Below are 19,245 nucleotides of genomic sequence, written 5' to 3' on the forward strand. Positions count from 1 at the left end.
TTTTCGGTCAGTGTTTGGCGCGAGGGGTCGCAGTGCCCGGCACGGCCGCTGCCGGTACGCCGAGGTTGCCCGCAGGATCACGCATAAAGCGGAAGAAAGCATTCGACGGATCGACCACGATCACATCGTGCGGATTCGCGAAGCTCGCACGGTAAGCCTCGAGGCTCCGGTAAAACGCATAGAACTGGGTGTCGCGGCCATACGCATCGGCGTAGATCGTTGAAGCCTGCGCGTCGCCCTCGCCCTTGAGCTGCTGTGCCTGAGCCTGCGCATCGGCTTCGATCGCGGCACGCTGTGAATCGGCGTCGGTGCGGATCTTCTCGGCTTCGGCGATACCCGCGGTGCGGATCTGCGCGGCCTGCGCCTGCACGGCGGCGGTCATGCGGTGATAGACGGCGTCACTTTCTTCGGAGAGCAGATCGAGCCGCTCGAAGCGCACGTCGACCAGTTCAACGCCACGCGGACCCAGGACCTCGGCGGCCTTCGTACGCGCTGCGATAAGCGTCGCGTCGCGCTGCGTCGAAATCAGCTCGCTGAGCGTGTGTTGAGCAACGACGGTCGTGAGGCCATCACGCACCTGCGACGCGACCTTTTCGGGGCCGATCGACAAGTCCGTGCCGAACGCAGCCATAAACGCGCGCGGGTCGACGATGCGCCATTTGACGAGCACGTCGGCGAGCACGACCTTGTTGTCGGACGTCGAGAAACGGTCGCCGTCCGGATTGTCGACGGACTGGATACGGCGATCGAGCAGCACCACGCTTTGCAGCGGCGGCGGCGCCTTGATATGCAGCCCCGGGGTGTCGATCACCTGGGCGACCTGACCACCCGCGACGATCACGGCATATTTACGCTGATCGACGGTGAACAGCGTCGAAGAGCCCACGAGCAACAGCACGATCACGACAACGATCAATGCGACGATACGGTTCATCGCGGGCCCCTAGCGAATGTCTTTGCTGGCATCGCGGCTGCGAAACAGCTGCGAGCGGTCTTCGGTCGACGCACCGCTGTCGGGTGCGTTCGCGCCCGGGCTTGCCGCCGATGCATTGTCCGGCGACGCGGGCGCGGCCGATGCGGCAGCGTCAGCGCCCGAGTCCGCGCCAGGTGCCACGGCACCCGAAGCGGCCGGCGCACCGGCTGCGGGTGCACCGCTGGCCGCCGGGGGTACGACGGTCATGCCGGAGACCTTGGCGGTCACGCCGTTCGCAGCGAGCAGCTTGTCGAGCGGCAGATAGACCGTGTTGTTCCCCGAATGCGTATCGACCAGCACCTTGGTCGCATTGGTGTAGATCTCTTGCATCGTGTCGATGTACATGCGCTCGCGGGTCACGACCGGCGACTTCTGGTAGTCGGCCAGCGCCTGCAGGAATTTCTGCGCATTGTTCTGCGCCTCGGTCACGATGTGAATCTTGTAGTCGCCGGCGGCCTGCACGGTGCTCGCCGCATCGACACGTGCCTTCGGCAGGATCGATTCGGCATAGGCACGCGCATCCGACTTGAGCTTGTCGCTGTCCTGGGTGGCCTTGACTGCGTCGGCGTTGGCCGCCTGGACCTGATCCGGTGTCTGGATGCCCTGCACCGTCACGCTGACGAGCGCGATGCCGGCCTGATATTTGTCGAGGCTGGCCTGGATCGCCGACTGCAACTGCGTCGCGAATTCGCCGTGCTGGCCCGAGACGAGCGCATCGAGCGAATTCGAGCCGACCAGCACACGCGCGGCGACTTGCGCGGCCTGCGTGACGGCCGTTTCGGGATCGACGTTGTTGAAGAGGAAGGCGCGCGCATCGTTGATGCGGAACTGGACCGTGAAGCGCAGATCGACGATATCGCCGTCGCGCGTCAGCATCGACGCGTCTTTCATGCCGGTGGCCGGCACGATGTTCGCGCGGCCGATATCGACCGAGCGAAGCTGGGAAATGTTGACGATTTCGTCCGCTTCGATCGGGAACGGCAAGCGCCACTGAACGCCGGAAGCAGTGATGTGGCGATACTGGCCGAAGCGCGTCACGACACCGGCCTGGCCATCGGGCACGACGAACACGCCGTTGCCGAGCCAGACGGCGATCACGAGACCGACGACGACGAGCGTCGCATTGCGTCCCGTGTGACCCTGCCGGGGCGAAGGCGAACCACCGCCGCCGCCCTTGCGACCAAACAGCCGCGACAGCCGGCGATTGAAGTCTCTCCAGAGATCCTCGAGGTCGGGCGGACCGCCCTGCGGGTCGCGCGGACCCTGCCCGCCACCACCGCCATCGCGACCGCCGCGCGGATCGTTCATGGCGAACACGACCGTCGACTTGCGCGTCAGACGGTCCGGCACTCGCGTCCACCTCTTGCGTTGCTCGTTGTTCAACATTAGCTGCCGGTTTTCCCGAATCGAAAGGGGTGCATTCAGACCGTCGATCGCATCGAACCCGTCGCGTTGCATCGGTGGCGCGGACCCTGGCGCGAACCTTATTGCATGTTTCGCTCAGGCGTCGTGTTCGTGCATCGGCTCGTGATGATCGGGGTGATCCGCGTCGCGACGCGTCTCGCGCTCAAGGCGCGGATCGTGCGCTTCAGGCTCATCGTTCGCATCTGTGTCTGCCTGCGACGCAGTGATCAGTTCCGTGATCGCGGCTCGCAGCGCGTCGAGGCCCATGCCTTCGCGCGCGCTCAAAAAAACGCGGCTGATCTTACCATACTCATCCCGCTCGATTTCCCCGCCCCGGCCCGTCAGTTCGGGCACGGCGTCGATCTTGTTGTACACGAAGATCTGCGGCACATCGAGTGCGCCGATCTCGTTGAGCACGATGTTGACCTGCTCGATCTGGGCGAGCTTGACGGGGCTCGACGCGTCGACGACGTGCACGAGCAGGTCTGCATGCACCGTTTCCTCGAGCGTCGCGCGGAATGCGGCGACGAGTTGGTGAGGCAGTTCGCGAATAAAGCCGACCGTGTCGGACAGCACGATATTGCCCGCTTCCTCGCCGAGATACACGCGACGCGATGTCGTATCGAGCGTCGCGAACAACTGGTCGGCCGCGTACGCATTGGCCTTGGTCAGTGCATTGAACAGCGTCGACTTGCCCGCGTTCGTATAGCCGACAAGCGAAACCGAAAACGCCTTCGAACGCTCGCGCTGCCGGCGTTGCGTGCCGTGCTGCCTACGCAGGCGATCCAGGCGGAGTTTGAGCTGCTTGATGCGCTCGCCGATCAGTCGCCGGTCGGTTTCGAGCTGGGTTTCACCCGGGCCGCGAAGACCGATACCGCCCTTCTGGCGCTCAAGGTGGGTCCACGCGCGCACGAGGCGCGTCGACAAATAGGTCAGCTGGGCGAGCTCGACTTGCAGCTTGCCTTCATGGCTGCGTGCGCGTTGCGCAAAGATATCGAGAATCAGGCTGGTGCGATCGATCACGCGGCATTTGAGCGCGCCTTCGAGATTGCGCTGCTGGCCCGGGGTCAACGCGTGATTGAAGATCACGAGTTCGACGTCGTTCGCTTCGACGGCGAGCCGGAGCTCTTCCGCCTTGCCGCTGCCGATGAACATTTTGGGATCGGGGCTCGAGCGTTTGCCGGTCAGGGTGACGACGGCCTGCGCGCCCGCGCTCTTGGCGAGCAAGACGAGTTCTTCGAGGCTGGCCTCGAAATCAATCTTGCCGAAATCGATACTGACGAGTGCTGCGTTGGTGGTCAATGGATTGAGAGTCTGTTAAAGAGCCGGCGCCTCGGCCCGGGTTGGCAACGGCCCGCTTGCGGGCCGTTTGCTTCCGTTACACAGGCGCACGGCAATGGGAGCCTTGGCGTGCCTCAGGACGTTTCGGCATCCGGATGGAAGTTGACCGGGCGAGCCGGGACGACCGTCGAGATTGCGTGCTTGTACACCATCTGAGTCACGGTATTGCGGAGCAGAACGACGTACTGGTCGAACGATTCAATGTTGCCTTGCAACTTGATCCCGTTGACGAGGTAAATCGACACGGGCACATGTTCTTTTCGCAGTGCGTTCAGGAACGGGTCTTGTAGTAGTTGCCCTTTGTTGCTCATAGCAGGCTCCGTTTTGTTTTTTGCGGGTTGAAATGACAACGGGACGAAGAAAAAGAAATCCGACCCAGTGACACTATAGCCGATTTTCCCCGCCCCACACCGCGCGCCGGCGGTGCTTCAAGAGTCCGCTCAAGCAAGCCCCGAGCCGCTGTGCGGCACATTCGGGTTGCACTGCAGCAGCCATTCGCTGCCGCCGCAAACGTACCCGTACCCCGTCTCCGCGACGTAGCCCGCGTTCGTTTCCTGTGCTTGCCCTGCCCCCGTCAGTCCTTGTCCGCGTACGGGTTCTTGCTCGATCGAAACTCTATGCGCAATGGAGTGCCCGTCAGTCCGAAAGTTTCCCGGAAGCGACCTTCAAGATAGCGTTTGTACGCGTCGGTGATCGCATCGAGCGCGTTGCCGTGCACGACGATGATCGGAGGATTCTGTCCGCCCTGGTGGGCGTAGCGCAACTTCGGACGAACCGGGCCCTTGCGCCGCGGCTGCTGGAACTGCACGGCATCGATCAGCGCACGCGTGAGACGCGGCGTCGCGAGCTTCGACATGGCCGCTGCATAGGCTTCGTCCACCGAGCGCATCAGCGCGCCGATGCCCGTGTTGTCCTTCGCCGAGATGAAGTGGAATTTCGCGAAGTCGAGGAATTTGAGCTTGCGCTGCAGATCGTGCTTGATCCTGTCGCGCGTGTGCCCGTCGAGCCCATCCCATTTGTTCACGCCGACCACGAGTGCGCGGCCTTGTTCGACGACGAAGCCGGCGATATGCGCGTCCTGCTCGCTGACGTCCTGACGTGCATCGAGTAGCAGGATCACGACGTTCGCGTCGGAGATCGATTGCAGCGTCTTGACCACCGAGAACTTCTCGATCGCCTCGAACACCTTGCCGCGACGGCGCAGACCCGCCGTATCGATCAGCGTGTACGGGCGGCCCTGCCGCTCGAATTCGACGTGGATCGAGTCGCGCGTGGTGCCCGGCATGTCGAATGCGATCACGCGCTCTTCGCCGATCAGCGTGTTGACGAGCGTCGACTTGCCGACGTTCGGACGTCCGACGATGGCGATTTTCGTGCCACGCGTGTTGGCGGTCTCGTCCTCTTCTTCGGGGCGGTCTGCGTATGCGATGGCCAGCGCATCGTCGATCGTTTCGGCAACACCGTCGCCGTGCGCGGACGAAATCGCGCGCGGTTCGCCAAGGCCGAGTTCGTAGAAATCGGCGGCGACGGCGCTGTATTGCATGCCTTCGGCTTTGTTGACCACGAGCACGATCGGACGGCCGGCCTTGCGCAGATAGTCGGCAATCGACTTGTCCTGCGGGGCGAGGCCGTTACGGCCGTCGACGATAAAGACGATGACGTCGGATTCTTCGACGGCCTGACGCGTCTGGCGCGCCATCTCGTGCAGGATGCCGTCCTTCGCGACGGGCTCGAAGCCGCCTGTGTCGACAACGAGATACGGACGCGAACCGACCCGGCCCTCGCCGTAGTGGCGGTCGCGTGTCAGCCCCGGCAGGTCGGCGACGAGCGCGTCGCGCGTGCGCGTAAGCCGGTTGAACAGGGTCGATTTGCCGACATTCGGCCGCCCAACGAGGGCGATAACGGGTTTCATATTTTCAATACCAAAAAGCGCATACGGCCGGCATTGAAGCCGGCCGCATGAATGCGATGAGTCGCGCCGCCCTGAACCCTGCTTGCCATCCGTTGTGGGAATGGCTCTGCCCGGGTTCGCGGGCGGTCCGGGACGCGCGCCTTCGCGCCGCCCCGATCGTCAGTTATTGCGCACGATAGGCGTAGATATCGCCATCACGCGCCTGGACGACGACCGTGTCGCCGGCCACGACGGCCGGCGCGGAAATGCCACTTCCATTCGCCTTGACGCGCGCCACGAGCACACCCGTGTCACGTGCGAGGAAATGCAGATAGCCTTCGGCGTCACCGACTGCGACGGCGTTGCCGATGATCGTCGGCGCCGTCAGCGTACGGCTCTTCAGCGCCGAATTTTGCCAGACGCGCTGGCCGTTTGCGGCGTCGTACAGCGAGACTTCCGACCAGTCATTGGTCGAAATCACCGCGCTTTGGTCAGCCGTCAGGCCACCGTAGCTCGAAAACGGCTGTTCCCATACCGGGCGGCCGCTTTCTGCTTCGAAGCAGCCGATCCGGCCCTGGAACGTCACGGCGCAGGTCTCACGACCGACCAGCGTCGGCGCGCCAGCCACGTCGTTGATCCGTTCGACTTCGGTCACGCCCGTCGGATACGACACCGGCGTCTGCCAGTATGCGTCGCCCGTTTCGAGGTTGATCGCCGCAAGCGAACCGCCCGGGAAGCCGGCGAGCACGGCCGTGCCGCCTGCGAAGGTCATGCCGACCGTCGTGCGCAGGTTCAGCGGCACGCTGCGGTTGCGGAAGCTCCACTTCTGCTCGCCTGTATCCGCGTTGAACGCCGTGATACGGCCGTCGATCGTACGCACGAGCACGTAGCCGTTGCCAACCAGCGGCGGCGTCACGATTTCGCCGCTCGCGTTGGCCTTCCACAGCTGCTTGCCGTCCTTGCCGAGCACGTAGACCGTGCCGTCGAGGCCGCCCACGGCGGTCAGATTGCCGTCGCTGCCGACACCGGCCGACAGGTCGTCGTCGACCTTGATCGACCAGATGGTCTTGCCGCTCGTCGCATCGATCCGGATCACGCTGCCGTTGCGGCCTGCCGCGAACACGTCGTTGCCGACGGCGACCGGCTGAAACAGATACTTGCCGGCCTTGCCCACGCTTGCGGACCAGACCTGCTTGACGTCCAGCGTCGGCTTGAAGTCCGTCAGCGGCGTCGGTTCCCGGCGCGGGTCTTCATGCGAGCTGCAGGCGGCGAGCACCGAAGCCAGAGACACCGCGACAACTGCACTGCCGAGCCATTGCGCTGCGCGCGCGATCGAAACCTTCGTTGGGTAACCCATTCTGTTAAGAAGCCCTTGAATAATCGGGAAAACCGGCCGGCAGACGCGGGGTCGCCGGCAATGCGTGCGAATGTGGCAAGCGGCCACGGCGACACCCCGGCATCATTGCCAGGGGCTTGCCTGTGGCCGCCGGGGCCTGCGCGGGGTCAGCCGCCCAGCGCGTCGAGCTTGAACTGAATCAGTTGCTTCTGGCTTGCGTCCATATCGCCGGTCGCGGCCAGTGCAGCCTTGTAAGCGGAGCGTGCGTCGTCGTTCTTGCCTTCGGCGGCGAGCAGGTCGCCACGGCGATCGGCATACAGCCCCTTGAAGGCCGCCGACGGCTCGTCAGCCAGCAACTTCAGGCCGCCCGCGTAATCCTTCTGATCGAGCAGGATGCCGGCGAGGCGCAGTTTCGCGATTTCGCGGTATTCGCCGTCCTTCGCGTGGTCGATCGCCCATTGCAGCTGCGTCTTCGCGCCGTCGATATCCGACCCGAGATACAGCGCGCGTGCAGCCTGCAGCGCCGTCATCTGCGCATACGGCGTATGCGCGTAGTCGTCTTCCATGCGCTTGGCGACATCGGTTACACGACCCTTGTCACCCGCGGTAACAGCCTGCTGCACCGCTTCGTACAGCTGCGAGGCCTTGGCGGTCTGCTTGCGTTGCCAGTAGTTCCAGCCATTGAAACCGGCCGCAATCAGCAACGCGATGAGCACGACCCAGGTGATCGCATTGCCCCAACGCGCCCACCATGCCTTCAGCTCTTCTAGTGTTTCCTGCTCTTCGTGATAACTCATGCGCAACTTTCCGTCGGTCGGTCTCTTGGGTCGATCTTATCGGTATCGCGAAACAGCACGCGATGTCCGGCGGCATCACGCAAGGCGGTGCGGCGCTGTGCGCCCCACCGCTCTGCGCGTCTTCGCGGTCACTCGGTTGTGATCATCCGGTTCGCGGTCACTCGTCGTCGTCGACGGTCGCAACCATCGCGTCGATCAGGAACTCGATGAGCTGGTCAGCGGGCACTTCGGCCTGATTCTGGTTCGGCGCACCATCGGCCGTTCCGCGCAGCGGCTTGACGCCGACCACACCCGCCTCGACTTCGCGGTCGCCAATGATAACCGCATAGGCAGCGCCACTGGCATCTGCGCGCTTCATCTGCGATTTGAAGCTCGCCGTCGCACCGTCCGCGCTGCAGTGGTAGACCACGTCGAGACCCGCGTCACGCAAGCGTTCCGCGGCGATCATGCCCTGCACGCGGGCCTTGTCACCCTGGTGCACGATATACACATCGCAACCCTCTTCCGCCGGGCCGAGATCGCCGTCCTTGAGCAATTCGATGATGCGTTCGACACCCAGCGCCCAGCCGCAGGCCGGCGTCGGCTTACCACCGAGCTGTTCGATCAGCGGATCGTAACGTCCGCCGCCGGCGATCGTGCCTTGCGAGCCCAGCTTGTCGGTGATCCATTCGAACACCGTCAGGTTGTAGTAATCCAGGCCACGCACCAGACGCGGGTTGATCGTGAACGGGATGTTGTTGGCCTTGAGCAGCGCCTGCAGACCATTGAAGTGCGCGAGCGACGCTTCGCCGAGGAAGTCGATCAGCTTCGGCGCATTGTTCGCGATCTCCTGCAGCTCCGGATTCTTTGTATCGAGCACGCGCAGCGGATTCGTATAAAGGCGGCGCTTGCCGTCTTCGTCGAGCTTGTCCTTGAACTGCTCGAGGTACGCGATGAGTTCCTTGCGGTGCGCGGCACGCTCCTCGGCTTCGCCGAGCGAGTTGATTTCAAGGCGCACGCCGGTCAGGCCGAGGTCGTCCCACAGGCGCTGGCACATCAGAATGATTTCCGCATCCGCATCCGGGCCCGCGAACCCGAGCGCTTCGACGCCGACTTGATGGAACTGACGGTAACGGCCGCGCTGCGGCTTTTCGTGACGGAACATCGGGCCCGTGTACCACAGGCGCTTGGGGCCGTCGTACAGCAAGCTGTGTTCGATCGTCGCGCGCACCACCGCGGCCGTGTTCTCCGGACGCAGCGTCAAAGCCTCGCCATTGAGCGAATCGGTGAAGCTGTACATCTCCTTTTCGACGATGTCGGTCACTTCGCCGATGCCGCGCGTAAAGAGATGCGTGCTCTCGACGATCGGCGTGCGGATGTTCTGGTACCCGTAGGCACGCAGCATCGAGCGCACGGTCGTCTCGAGGTGTTCCCACAACACGGATTCCTGCGGGAGGATGTCGTTCATCCCCTTCACGCCGGAAAGCTTGGCTAGCTTTTTATTCGAATCTGACATGTCACTCACGAGGGAACTTAGGCCGCGGGCGCGGTTTGATTGGCAACAGCCTGCTCAGCCGGCGTGCCGTACGTCCGGACGACGTAGTCGTCAACGATCTTCTGGAAGTCTCGCACGATATGCTCGCCACGCAGGGTGGCGAACTTGACGCCGTCGACGAACACCGGGGCCGCCGGATTTTCGCCGGTGCCCGGCAGGCTGATCCCGATATTGGCGTGCTTCGATTCGCCCGGGCCGTTCACGATGCAACCCATCACGGCGACGTTCATGTCGGCGACGCGCGGATACTGCGTGCGCCACACGGGCATCTGGTTGCGCAGGTAGCTCTGGATATCCGATGCGAGCTCCTGGAACACCGTGCTCGTCGTGCGGCCGCAGCCCGGACACGCGATAACCATCGGCGTGAACGCGCGCAGGCCCATGGTCTGCAGGATTTCCTGGCCGACGATGACTTCGCCCGTGCGCGATGCGCCCGGCTCCGGCGTCAGCGAAATACGGATCGTGTCGCCGATGCCTTCCTGCAGCAGCACCGACAGCGCTGCCGTCGAGGCGACGATGCCCTTGGAGCCCATCCCCGCTTCGGTCAGGCCGAGGTGCAGTGCATAGTCGCAACGGCGGCCCAGTTCGCGGTAGACCGCGATCAGGTCCTGCACGCCGCTGACCTTGCACGACAGGATGATGTGGTCACGGCCGAGGCCGATTTCCTCTGCACGCTGGGCCGACGAAATCGCCGACTGGATCAGCGCTTCGTACATGACGCTCGCGGCGCCCCACGGCTCGGCGCGCTGTGCGTTTTCGTCCATCATGCGCGCGAGCAGATCCTGGTCGAGGCTGCCCCAGTTCACGCCAATGCGCACCGGCTTGTCGTACTTGATCGCCGTTTCGATCATTTCGGCAAACTGCGTATCGCGTTTCGCGCCCTTGCCGACATTGCCCGGGTTGATCCGGTACTTCGACAACGACTCCGCGCAGCCCGGATGGTCACGCAGCAACTGATGGCCGTTGTAATGGAAGTCGCCCACGAGCGGCACCGACACGCCCATGCGGTCGAGCTGCGCGCGAATGGCCGGCACTGCGGCGGCGGCTTCAGGGGTGTCGACCGTGATACGCACGACTTCCGAGCCCGCCTGCGCGAGTTCCTTGACCTGGATCGCGGTGCCGATCGCATCGGAAGTGTCGGTATTGGTCATCGACTGCACGCGCACCGGTGCATCGCCGCCGACCATGACTACGTTATCGCCCCACTTGATCGCGACGCCATGGGACTTGCGACGCGCCAGCGGACCACCAAAAACCGGTTGTTGCGACATTACGAGACTTCTCCATATACAGGCGCCCCTTGCGCGACAAGCTCTGCGTCAAGGGGCACAAGCCGCCAGCGGCGGCCGAAAACAGGTTCAGGGCAGCGTGAACCGCGCGACATTGCCCTTTGCGTTTGCGTATTTTGACGGATCCACCGCAGCGCCGTTGACTTCGAGCGAATCGACGCCCTTGTTGTTACCAATGACGAACTGCAGCGGCGGCTTGCCGACCGCGTCCTTGGCGTCGCCCGAGTGCATCAGGCCCGACAGGACTTCCTTGCCGGTCGCGTCCTTCACGCTAACCCAGCTATCGGCACTCACGCTTATATGAATCGACTGTTGACCTTCAGCCGGCTCAGGCGGCGCGCTGGCTGCTGCGGCCGCAGCGGCCTTCGCCGATGCACTTGCGCCAGCAGTCGCTGCCGCGGCGCTTGCCGCGGCCGGCGTCGATCCGGCACCCGCGACGGCGGCCAGCGTCTGCGCTGCCGGCGACGAAGCGGCCGGTGCCGGCGATTGTGCCGAGGCCGTGGCGCTACCCGCGGCAGGCGCGGCCGCATTCGTATCGGCCGGTGCCTGCGTGTCGGATGCTGCGCCCGGGGCGTCGCCCGACGCTTCAGCCGGTGCGTCGGCAGCCGACGCGCCCGAGGCCGCAGCGGCGCTGGCGCCGACAGCCGGTTCGGTCATCGGCTTGAGCTTGGCGAGCCATGCCGACGGCTCGGTGCCGTTGCGATAGAGCAGCAGCACGACCACCGCCAACACGATCGCGCCGATGCCCCACACCCACGGACGACGCTTCGGCGGCCCGCTCAGTGACATCGTCGTGGCCTTGCCCGCACGGGGCAGACCACCGCCGCGCGACGCCGGCATCGACAGATCCTGCTCGATCGGCCCCGTCGATTGGCGCAGCGCACCCGTCAGCGGAGCGGCGTCCACGCCGAGCAGCTTCGCGTACGCGCGAATCACGCCCAGCGTAAAGGTCATGTCCGGGAGCAGCGAGAGATCGCCCGCCTCGATGGCGCGGAGTTTATTCGGCGGCACCTTGAGTCGCGTCGAAACGTCCTCGATCGACCAGCGGCGCGATTCGCGCAGGTGCGACAGACGTGCACCGACCGCGCCAGGCGATGTCAGCGGCGCGTCGGGCGCCGACTCTCGCGGTGCCGGTTGCGGCGGCACGGGTTGCGTCACGGCGGCGGGCACGTCTTCGTGCGCCTGAACCGTGCTGTCCGGTGCAGGGGCATCGTCGCCTTGCGCCTGGGCATGCGTGTCCTGCGCCGGGACGTCATCACCGTGTGCCTCGACATGCGTGTCCGATGCCTGGGCGTCGTCACCTTCCGCCGGGGCGTGCGTGTCCGGCGCCTGGACGCCGTGGTCCTCATGCGCGGCTACATCGCCCGTCTCACTCGCGGGCGCCTGCGGGGTCGTCTCGTCGGCAACGTGAGCCTCGTTCGCATCGTTGGCGGCCAGTCGCCGCCCATCGGCGGCGATGGCGTCCTGTGACGCCGGATGCGGCTTGTTACTCATCCCGTAATTCCTCGCTCGAATATTCTTGTCTGGTGCGACGATCCATCGTGCCGCCAGTCGCCTGTTGCGACTGCCCCGTGCGGCCGTCGTTCAATGGCTTCCCAATCGGGTCGGAAGCAGCCGAATTGTCTATCGCAATGCTTTGCGCATGCAACTGGCCGATTTCGACTCGTGTGGCATTTGGCGCCTTGCCAGACTCACCTGACACACATTCGCCCATTCGCTCGCATCGGAAATTCGCATAATTCGCCGCGAGCACCGGATCGACGCGGCCTTGAAAAGCGGCCGCCTCTGCCGCGAGCGCGCGATCGAAGAACGCCTCCGCGCGATCAAACTCCCCACGCCGCAGTGCCACAAGCGCCAGCAGGTGCGCGGCGTCGCGACTCCCTGCATCGATCCTCAATGCCTGGTTCGACTCGTCCTCGGCCAGATCGATCGCGCCGCCCTGAAAGTAAACGCGCGCCAGTTCCGTGTGAACCGCCGCGTGCCACGCCACAGCCTTGTCGGCGCCGGGTTCTGCTGCGGTGAAGCCGCCGACATTCAAACCTGCGGTGTAGGAATCTGGGGCAGGCCAACCTGCAGCCAGCACGCCGGCCGCAGGCAGCCACGGCGCCAAACCCGGCTCGGCAGCATGCGCCATGCCCGTCAGCGTCAGTGCCGCAAACGCCGCCACTGTCGCCAGGCCCTGTCTCTTCGCCATCGTCAGCCGCAGCGCCACCCTCACACATCGACGCGCCCATGCATCCACCGGGAGTGTCGACGATGCCGGACGGCGCCGGTTGACGATCATACCGCGCGCACCTCGATGACCTTCGATCCGTTTTGCCCCTGGCGTTGCGATCGCTGCGCGAGCCGCGTGCGGTCCTTGACCTCGCCGGCCAGCTGACCACACGCTGCGTCGATGTCATCGCCGCGCGTCTTGCGGATGGTAGTCACGAGTCCGGCGTCCTGCAGAATCTGCGAAAACGCCTTGATGCGGTCGTTCTTCGAACGCAGCAGCCCCGACTCGGGGAACGGATTGAACGGAATCAGGTTGAGCTTGCAAGGCACGTCGCGCGTCAGCGCGATGAGCTCGCGGGCATGCGCGTCGGTGTCGTTGACGCCGTCGAGCATGCAGTATTCGAACGTAATGAAATCGCGCGGCGCGACTTCAAGGTAGCGCTGGCAAGCCGCCATCAGCTCGCGCAGCGGATATTTCCGGTTCAGCGGCACGAGATCGTCGCGCAGCGCGTCATTGGGAGCGTGCAGCGAGACCGCCAGCGCTACCGGCACTTCGGCGCCGAGGCGATCCATCATGGGCACCACGCCCGAGGTCGACACGGTCACGCGCCGGCGCGACATGCCATAGGCGTTGTCGTCGAGCATCAGGCGCAATGCCGGTACCAGCGCATCGAAATTGAGCAGCGGCTCGCCCATACCCATCATCACGACGTTGGTGATCACGCGCTGGTCGGCGCCTTCCCGGCCGCCACCAGCGCCCAGCGAGCGGCGCAGCATGTGTTCGGCCATCCAGAGCTGGCCGATGATCTCGCCGGTGCTCAGATTGCGGTTAAAGCCCTGTTTGCCCGTCGAGCAAAAGCGGCAATTGACCGCGCAGCCCGCCTGCGACGACACGCACAGCGTGCCGCGGGTTTCTTCGGGAATGAAAACGGTCTCGACCGCGTTGCCGTTGCCGACGTCCACGAGCCATTTGCGCGTGCCATCGGACGACACGTGGTCGCTGATAATCGACGGCGCGACGATTTCCGCGCGCGTCTGCAATTTTTCCCGCAATGATTTTGCGAGGTCGGTCATGCCATCGAAGCTCGAGGCTCCGAATTGATGGATCCAGCGCTGGAGCTGCTTCGCGCGAAACGGTTTCTCGTTCAGGCTCGCGCAATATGCGACCAGTCCGGTCGCATCGAAATCCAGCAAATTCACGGTTTCAGCGTTCGCCATATCGATCACCTGCGTGTTTCGCGGTTCCGGCGCCTGCGCAGTTCGCAGGCACCGGTTCCTGTTCCGTCATGACGGCCGGTCGGGTGGGCGCTCGCACTACCGTGACCGGCTCGTCGTCTCTCGCGGATTAACGCGAGTAGATGTTGGCTTCCGGGAAGAAGAAGGCGATTTCGACCTTCGCCGTTTCCGGAGCGTCCGAACCGTGAACAGCGTTCGCATCGATGCTGTCTGCGAAGTCTGCACGGATCGTGCCCTTGTCGGCCTTCTTCGGGTCCGTCGCGCCCATCAGGTCGCGATTCTTGCCGATAGCGCCTTCGCCTTCGAGAACCGACACGACCACCGGGCCGGACAGCATGAAATCAACGAGGTCCTTGAAGAACGGGCGTTGTGCGTGCACGCCGTAGAACTTCTCGGCTTCCGCACGCGACAATTGGGTCATCTTGGTCGCGACGACCGTCAGGCCCGCGCCTTCGAAGCGGCTCAGAATCTGGCCGACAACGTTCTTTGCGACAGCGTCAGGCTTAATGATCGACAGGGTGCGTTCGAGCGCCATTAAAAGCTCCAAATAAATAAGAAGTTACGTTCCTAAACGAACCCGGCATTCTAACACCAACGCGGGTCGGCCCGTGAAGGCTCCTGCACCGCATTGTGGCCTTGTCCGGCGCGACCGGGCACTCGGCCGGTCGGCCAGCCCCGCCATCGCGCCCCGTTTACGAAGTCTTTACCCCCCTTTAAGTACGCTTTAAGTAATATCTGCGCATCATTCATTCAACTTCAGTACGTTTGATCGATACAGCCAGCGCGTGCTGGACCGTCTCACAACACGGTACACTGAGCGCAAGGTGCGATGAATGCAATCGGCGACCGCCCGCGCGAAAGCGCACGAGCGGCCCCGGCCAGACAAGCATCGCAAGCCCGCGTGGCGTGAGCCCGCAAGGCAGCGCGGCGTGGAACGCAGTCGGCGGGCACCGGTCCAACGAACTGAAAATATTGGTCGTACAACCAGGAGTACACCTCATGAGCGACTTTCGAACTTACGATCTAGGCCGTACGGGCGTGAGCTCGGTTGCGACGCGCAACCGCGTGCTGCGCAATACGTATTGGCTGCTTGCACTGTCGATGATCCCGACGGTGCTGGGTGCTTGGATTGGCATCGTGACGGGATTCGGCATGTTCGCCGGCACCAGCCCCGCGATGACGTTCATTCTGTTCTTCGCCGTGGCGATGGGCCTGATCTTCGCGATCGAGCGCTTCCGGAACAGCGGCGTGGGTGTGGTGCTGCTACTCGCCTTTACGTTCTTCATGGGCCTGATGCTGTCTCGCCTGCTGAGCTTCGTGCTCGGCCTGGTCAACGGCCCGGCGCTGATCATGATGGCGTTCGGCGGCACGGCCGTGATTTTCGCGGCGATGGCAACGGTCGCCACGGTCAGCAAGCGCAACTTCGCCGGCCTCGGCCAGTGGCTGTTCATGGGCGTGATCGTGCTGCTCCTCGCGAGCTTCGCGAACATCTTCCTGCACCTGCCGGCGCTGATGCTGACGGTGTCGGTGCTCGCGATCGTGATCTTCTCGGCCTACATCCTGTTTGACGTGCAGAGCGTCGTGAACGGTGGCGAGACGAGCTATGTCAGCGCAACGCTGCGCATTTACCTCGACCTCTACAACATCTTTACGAACCTGCTCGCGATCCTGTCGATCTTCGGCGGCGGCGGAAACCGTAACTGATGAGACTCCGGCTGCGCCCGCCGCAGCCGCTGAGCAAAAAAAAAAGCCGGCCTATGGCCGGCTTTTTTTGCGTCTGCGATAAGACTGAGTCGCAACTTACTCGCGCTCGAACATCGCGATCGACTCGACGTGCGATGTATGGGGGAACATGTTGACCACACCCGCGCCGCGCAGGTGATAGCCCGCTTCGTGCACGAGCAGGCCCGCATCGCGCGCGAGCGTCGACGGATTGCACGACACGTAGACGATGCGTTTGGGCAGCAGATCGTCGCGCCCTTGCTGGTGGAGTTCCGCGAGCGCCTTCGCCACGGCCAGCGCGCCTTCGCGCGGCGGATCGACCAGATATTTGTCGAACGGGCCAAGCGCCGCGAGATCTTCGGCGGTCAACTCAAACAGGTTGCGCGATTCGAACGACGTGCGCTCCCCTACGCCGTTGGCGATCGCGTTGTCCATCGCGCGCTGCGTCAGCGTTTCGCTGCCTTCGATCCCCATCACGGTGCCGGAAATGCGCGCCAGCGGCAGCGTGAAGTTACCAATTCCGCAGAACAGGTCGAGCACACGATCCGTCGACTCGGGCGCAAGCAGGCGCAGCGCGCGATGCACGAGCACCCGGTTGATCTGGTGATTCACCTGCGTGAAATCGGTCGGCCGGAACGGCATCCGGATGTTGTATTCCGGCAGCCGGTACGCGAGTTCGAGGTTGGTCGGATAAAACGGCACGACCGTGTCCGGGCCTTTGGGCTGAAGCCAGAATTGCACGCCGTGCTGATCGGCGAATGCGCGGACCAGAGCCTCGTCATCCGCGTTCATCGGCTCGAGCACACGCAGCACGAGCGCGGTCACGCCGTCCCCGATCGCGAGCTCAATCTGCGGCAGGCGGTCGAAAATCGAGAGCTGACCGACCAGGTCGCGCAAGGGCCGCAGCATGGCCGACACGTGCGCGGGCAGCACTTCGCACGACTCCATGTCGACGACGTAGCTGCTCTTCTTTTCATGGAAGCCAACGAGCACACCGCCCTTCGCAGCCACGTGACGCACGGTCAGGCGCGCACGGAAGCGGTATCCGCCCGAGGGGCCGTGGATCGGCCGATACATCATCTCGGGCCGCAGCTTGGCGAGGTGCGACAGATTGTCTTCGAGCACACGCTGCTTGACCGCGATCTGCGCGCGCATATCGAGATGCTGCATCGAGCACCCGCCGCATCGGTCGTAGACCGGACATGCCGGCGTCGCGCGCAACGGGCTGCTGTTGAGCCGCTCGACCATCGTCGCCTGTTCGAACTTGGGCTTGCGGCGATAGGTCGCATATCGAACGCGCTCGCCCGGGAGCGCGCCCTCAACAAATATGACCTTGCCGGGCGTGCCGTCTTCGTTATTCGGCAAGCGGCCGACACCCCGCGCCTCCATATCGAGCGAGACGATATCGATGACGGGGTAGCTGGAAATGGGCGGAGGCGTTTGTGGCTTGCGGGACTTGTGCGGCACGGTGGACGTATTGTGTCAAACAGCGGGAAGGCCGCATTGTAGACCAATGGCGATGACGCGCCCCACGTCTGCCGGGCAATTTGGTATTCCGTAGACGCCTATCGGCGGCACCCGATGCGATCGGGTCGGTTGCGGGCATGCGCAGCAGCGAAGACCCGCACAAAGCGCGCAGACGAGATGAAGCGCTTACGCTTCGAACGCCGCCAGATATTCCTTCCACTGCGGCCCGCGTTCCGCCGCGAGCGCGCGTTTGACGACGTCGATTTCCGTTTCGTAGTCGTCTTGCGTAAAGGCGCCGCGCATCAATTGGAAACGCGCATACAGAAGATAGGTGTTGACGACGTCGGTCTCGCAGTAATTGCGGATCTCTTCGATGCGCCCCTCCTGGAACGCGCCCCAGACCTGCGAACCGTCCATCCCCATCTTGCCGGGAAAACCGCACATCTTCGCGAGCGCATCGAGCGGCGCATTCGCGCGCGGCTGATACATCGCAAGCACATCCATCAGGTCGGTATGCCGCATGTGATACCGCGCGATGTAGTTATTCCACTTGAAGTCGCGGTCGTCTTCGCCCATGTCCCAATACTTCGCGGCCGCGATGCCATGTACGAGTGCGCGATAGTTGAGCACCGGCAGATCGAACGCACCGCCGTTCCACGACACGAGGATCGGGGTATACCGTTCGATGACCTTGAAGAACGACTGGATCAACGTGGTCTCGGGATCGTCGGGCGCGCCGAGCGAACGCACGCGAAAGCCTTCGCGATCGCGAAACGCGCACGAAATCGCGACGATCCGATGAAGATGATGCGGAAGAAAATCCGATCCCGTCTTTTCGCGGCGCGCTGCGAAGGCTTGCTCGGCCACCTCGGCGTCGGACAGGCCTGCCACGTCGTCGCCGATCTTGCGAAGACCTGCGACATCGGGAACCGTTTCAATATCAAAAACCAACACCGGTGTCACAGGACGGCGTCCTTTCTCACACCGTTCGAGGCGAAGTATCGTTTGAGGCGCACCAGGGCTTCCTGTTGAATCTGTCTGACGCGCTCACGCGTGAGACCCATTTCGTCGGCGAGTTCTTCAAGCGTCGCCGGCTCGACATTGTTGAGACCGAAGCGGCGTTCGATCACGTGGCGATGCTTGTCTGACAGGCGCGAGAGCCACGCCTTGGTCAGCTGCTCGAGTTCGCGATGCTGCACTTCCGAATCCGGCGATTCGCTCTGGTCGTCGGACAGCAGATCCAGCAGGCTGCTCGTCGGATCGAGTTCGAGCGGCGCATCGAGCGAGGCCGTGTGTTCGTTGAGCGCGAGAATATCCGTCACTTCTTCGGGCGTTTTGCCCGTCAGGTGCGCAATATCTTCGACGCTGGCATCGCGCCGTTCGCTCGGCGCTTCCGAGTTGGCCGAGCTCTTTTCCAGATGGCGCTTCGCGCGCAGCACCTGATTGAGTTCACGGATCACATGCACGGGCAAACGCACGGTGCGCGCCTGATTCATGATCGCGCGCTCGATGCTCTGCCGGATCCACCACGTGGCATAGGTCGAGAACCGGAAGCCGCGCTGCGGATCGAATTTCTCGATCGCATGCATGAGGCCAAGGTTGCCTTCCTCGATCAGATCGAGCAACGGCACCCCACGATTCAGATAGCCCTTCGCGATGCTCACGACGAGACGCAGGTTGCGCTCGATCATGACCTGCCGCGCAGGAAATTCGCCGGCCTTCGCGAGCGTCGAATAGTGCTGCTCTTCGGTGACCGTGAGCAGCGGCTTGACGCTGATCCGGTTCAGATAGTGCTGAATGGTATCGGCCGTCAGTTCGGCCTTGAGCACTGCCTTGAAGTCGTCGGGGTCGGGCTCGGCGGCACTCGGCGCGGCGAGCCGCTCTCCGCCCTCACCATATTCCGGTTCGGCGGAGTCGGCTTCGTCATCCTCCGTCTCGGCGCGCGCGCCTTGCTCGTCATCCGAATCTGCGGCGTCTTGCTCGCGGATGTCTTCCGACATCCCGTCACGCTGGCGTCGCTTCACTTTCGGCATGGTGCTCC

General features: G+C 63.7%; 17 protein-coding genes. 1 reads left to right on the top strand and 16 read right to left on the bottom strand.

What is annotated here, in order from left to right:
• Nucleotides 1–7: 7 nt before the first annotated feature.
• The 13 genes from hflC to ndk form a co-directional block, all read right to left on the bottom strand.
• The gene (gene hflC, locus ACMFWR_RS12455) at nt 8–934 is read right to left on the bottom strand and encodes a protease modulator HflC (protein ID WP_413191966.1); all 927 of its coding nucleotides are present in this window, start codon (nt 932–934) and stop codon (nt 8–10) included.
• A gap of 9 nt (nt 935–943) precedes the next feature.
• Entirely contained in the window at nt 944–2,323 is a 1,380-nt protein-coding gene (gene hflK, locus ACMFWR_RS12460) for an FtsH protease activity modulator HflK (protein ID WP_413191967.1), read from the bottom strand.
• Between the two features lie 150 nt (nt 2,324–2,473).
• Entirely contained in the window at nt 2,474–3,679 is a 1,206-nt protein-coding gene (gene hflX / locus ACMFWR_RS12465; RefSeq protein WP_413191968.1) for a GTPase HflX, read from the bottom strand.
• A gap of 113 nt (nt 3,680–3,792) precedes the next feature.
• Entirely contained in the window at nt 3,793–4,029 is a 237-nt protein-coding gene (hfq, locus tag ACMFWR_RS12470; protein ID WP_035930711.1) for an RNA chaperone Hfq, read from the bottom strand.
• A gap of 263 nt (nt 4,030–4,292) precedes the next feature.
• Nucleotides 4,293–5,630 carry a ribosome biogenesis GTPase Der gene (gene der / locus ACMFWR_RS12475; protein WP_413191969.1) on the bottom strand — a complete coding sequence of 446 codons (1,338 nt, stop codon included), beginning with the start codon at nt 5,628–5,630 and terminating at the stop codon, nt 4,293–4,295.
• A gap of 163 nt (nt 5,631–5,793) precedes the next feature.
• Nucleotides 5,794–6,966 carry an outer membrane protein assembly factor BamB gene (gene bamB / locus ACMFWR_RS12480; RefSeq protein WP_413191970.1) on the bottom strand — a complete coding sequence of 391 codons (1,173 nt, stop codon included), beginning with the start codon at nt 6,964–6,966 and terminating at the stop codon, nt 5,794–5,796.
• Nucleotides 6,967–7,112: 146 nt separating this feature from the next.
• A complete protein-coding gene (locus ACMFWR_RS12485; protein WP_413191971.1) occupies nt 7,113–7,742 on the bottom strand; it encodes a YfgM family protein in 630 nt (209 codons plus the stop codon).
• A 157-nt stretch (nt 7,743–7,899) separates the two neighbouring features.
• Nucleotides 7,900–9,237 carry a histidine--tRNA ligase gene (gene hisS, locus ACMFWR_RS12490; RefSeq protein WP_413191972.1) on the bottom strand — a complete coding sequence of 446 codons (1,338 nt, stop codon included), beginning with the start codon at nt 9,235–9,237 and terminating at the stop codon, nt 7,900–7,902.
• Between the two features lie 17 nt (nt 9,238–9,254).
• Complete coding sequence (gene ispG, locus ACMFWR_RS12495) at nt 9,255–10,547, bottom strand: flavodoxin-dependent (E)-4-hydroxy-3-methylbut-2-enyl-diphosphate synthase (protein ID WP_413191973.1); 1,293 nt, start codon at nt 10,545–10,547, stop codon at nt 9,255–9,257.
• A gap of 87 nt (nt 10,548–10,634) precedes the next feature.
• On the bottom strand, nt 10,635–12,059 hold the full coding sequence (locus ACMFWR_RS12500) for a RodZ domain-containing protein (RefSeq protein ID WP_413191974.1): 1,425 nt from the start codon (nt 12,057–12,059) through the stop codon (nt 10,635–10,637).
• Nucleotides 12,052–12,849: a hypothetical protein gene (locus ACMFWR_RS12505; RefSeq protein WP_413191975.1), complete on the bottom strand. Its 798-nt coding sequence runs from the start codon at nt 12,847–12,849 to the stop codon at nt 12,052–12,054. The genes ACMFWR_RS12500 and ACMFWR_RS12505 overlap by 8 nt, the downstream gene beginning before the upstream one ends.
• Entirely contained in the window at nt 12,846–13,997 is a 1,152-nt protein-coding gene (gene rlmN / locus ACMFWR_RS12510) for a 23S rRNA (adenine(2503)-C(2))-methyltransferase RlmN (protein ID WP_413191976.1), read from the bottom strand. The genes ACMFWR_RS12505 and rlmN overlap by 4 nt, the downstream gene beginning before the upstream one ends.
• 127 nt (nt 13,998–14,124) lie before the next feature.
• A complete protein-coding gene (gene ndk, locus ACMFWR_RS12515) occupies nt 14,125–14,550 on the bottom strand; it encodes a nucleoside-diphosphate kinase (RefSeq protein ID WP_413191977.1) in 426 nt (141 codons plus the stop codon).
• A gap of 464 nt (nt 14,551–15,014) precedes the next feature.
• Between ndk and ACMFWR_RS12520 the strand changes: the two genes are divergently transcribed.
• Nucleotides 15,015–15,719: a Bax inhibitor-1/YccA family protein gene (locus tag ACMFWR_RS12520; protein WP_413191978.1), complete on the top strand. Its 705-nt coding sequence runs from the start codon at nt 15,015–15,017 to the stop codon at nt 15,717–15,719.
• Nucleotides 15,720–15,815: 96 nt separating this feature from the next.
• On the opposite strand, the gene rlmD is transcribed toward ACMFWR_RS12520, so the two are convergent.
• From rlmD to rpoS, 3 genes are all read right to left on the bottom strand, one after another.
• Nucleotides 15,816–17,204: a 23S rRNA (uracil(1939)-C(5))-methyltransferase RlmD gene (gene rlmD / locus ACMFWR_RS12525; RefSeq protein WP_413191979.1), complete on the bottom strand. Its 1,389-nt coding sequence runs from the start codon at nt 17,202–17,204 to the stop codon at nt 15,816–15,818.
• A gap of 186 nt (nt 17,205–17,390) precedes the next feature.
• Nucleotides 17,391–18,167, bottom strand: a complete 777-nt coding sequence (locus tag ACMFWR_RS12530; RefSeq protein ID WP_413191980.1) for a 3'-5' exonuclease — start codon at nt 18,165–18,167, stop codon at nt 17,391–17,393.
• Entirely contained in the window at nt 18,164–19,237 is a 1,074-nt protein-coding gene (gene rpoS / locus ACMFWR_RS12535) for an RNA polymerase sigma factor RpoS (protein WP_413191981.1), read from the bottom strand. The genes ACMFWR_RS12530 and rpoS overlap by 4 nt, the downstream gene beginning before the upstream one ends.
• Between the last annotated feature and the right edge of the window lie 8 nt (nt 19,238–19,245).

Source organism: Pararobbsia alpina, from assembly GCF_965118125.1.
GTDB lineage: Bacteria > Pseudomonadota > Gammaproteobacteria > Burkholderiales > Burkholderiaceae > Pararobbsia > Pararobbsia alpina_A.

What these genes read in the sequence shown, in the direction of transcription:
- hflC (WP_413191966.1), bottom strand. Translation starts at nt 934, where the DNA reads ATGAACCGTATCGTCGCATTGATCGTTGTCGTGATCGTGCTGTTGCTC.
- hfq (WP_035930711.1), bottom strand. Translation starts at nt 4,029, where the DNA reads ATGAGCAACAAAGGGCAACTACTACAAGACCCGTTCCTGAACGCACTG.
- der (WP_413191969.1), bottom strand. Translation starts at nt 5,630, where the DNA reads ATGAAACCCGTTATCGCCCTCGTTGGGCGGCCGAATGTCGGCAAATCG.
- bamB (WP_413191970.1), bottom strand. Translation starts at nt 6,966, where the DNA reads ATGGGTTACCCAACGAAGGTTTCGATCGCGCGCGCAGCGCAATGGCTC.
- ACMFWR_RS12485 (WP_413191971.1), bottom strand. Translation starts at nt 7,742, where the DNA reads ATGAGTTATCACGAAGAGCAGGAAACACTAGAAGAGCTGAAGGCATGG.
- hisS (WP_413191972.1), bottom strand. Translation starts at nt 9,237, where the DNA reads ATGTCAGATTCGAATAAAAAGCTAGCCAAGCTTTCCGGCGTGAAGGGG.
- ispG (WP_413191973.1), bottom strand. Translation starts at nt 10,547, where the DNA reads ATGTCGCAACAACCGGTTTTTGGTGGTCCGCTGGCGCGTCGCAAGTCC.
- ACMFWR_RS12500 (WP_413191974.1), bottom strand. Translation starts at nt 12,059, where the DNA reads ATGAGTAACAAGCCGCATCCGGCGTCACAGGACGCCATCGCCGCCGAT.
- ACMFWR_RS12505 (WP_413191975.1), bottom strand. Translation starts at nt 12,849, where the DNA reads ATGATCGTCAACCGGCGCCGTCCGGCATCGTCGACACTCCCGGTGGAT.
- rlmN (WP_413191976.1), bottom strand. Translation starts at nt 13,997, where the DNA reads ATGGCGAACGCTGAAACCGTGAATTTGCTGGATTTCGATGCGACCGGA.
- ndk (WP_413191977.1), bottom strand. Translation starts at nt 14,550, where the DNA reads ATGGCGCTCGAACGCACCCTGTCGATCATTAAGCCTGACGCTGTCGCA.
- ACMFWR_RS12520 (WP_413191978.1), top strand. Translation starts at nt 15,015, where the DNA reads ATGAGCGACTTTCGAACTTACGATCTAGGCCGTACGGGCGTGAGCTCG.
- rpoS (WP_413191981.1), bottom strand. Translation starts at nt 19,237, where the DNA reads ATGCCGAAAGTGAAGCGACGCCAGCGTGACGGGATGTCGGAAGACATC.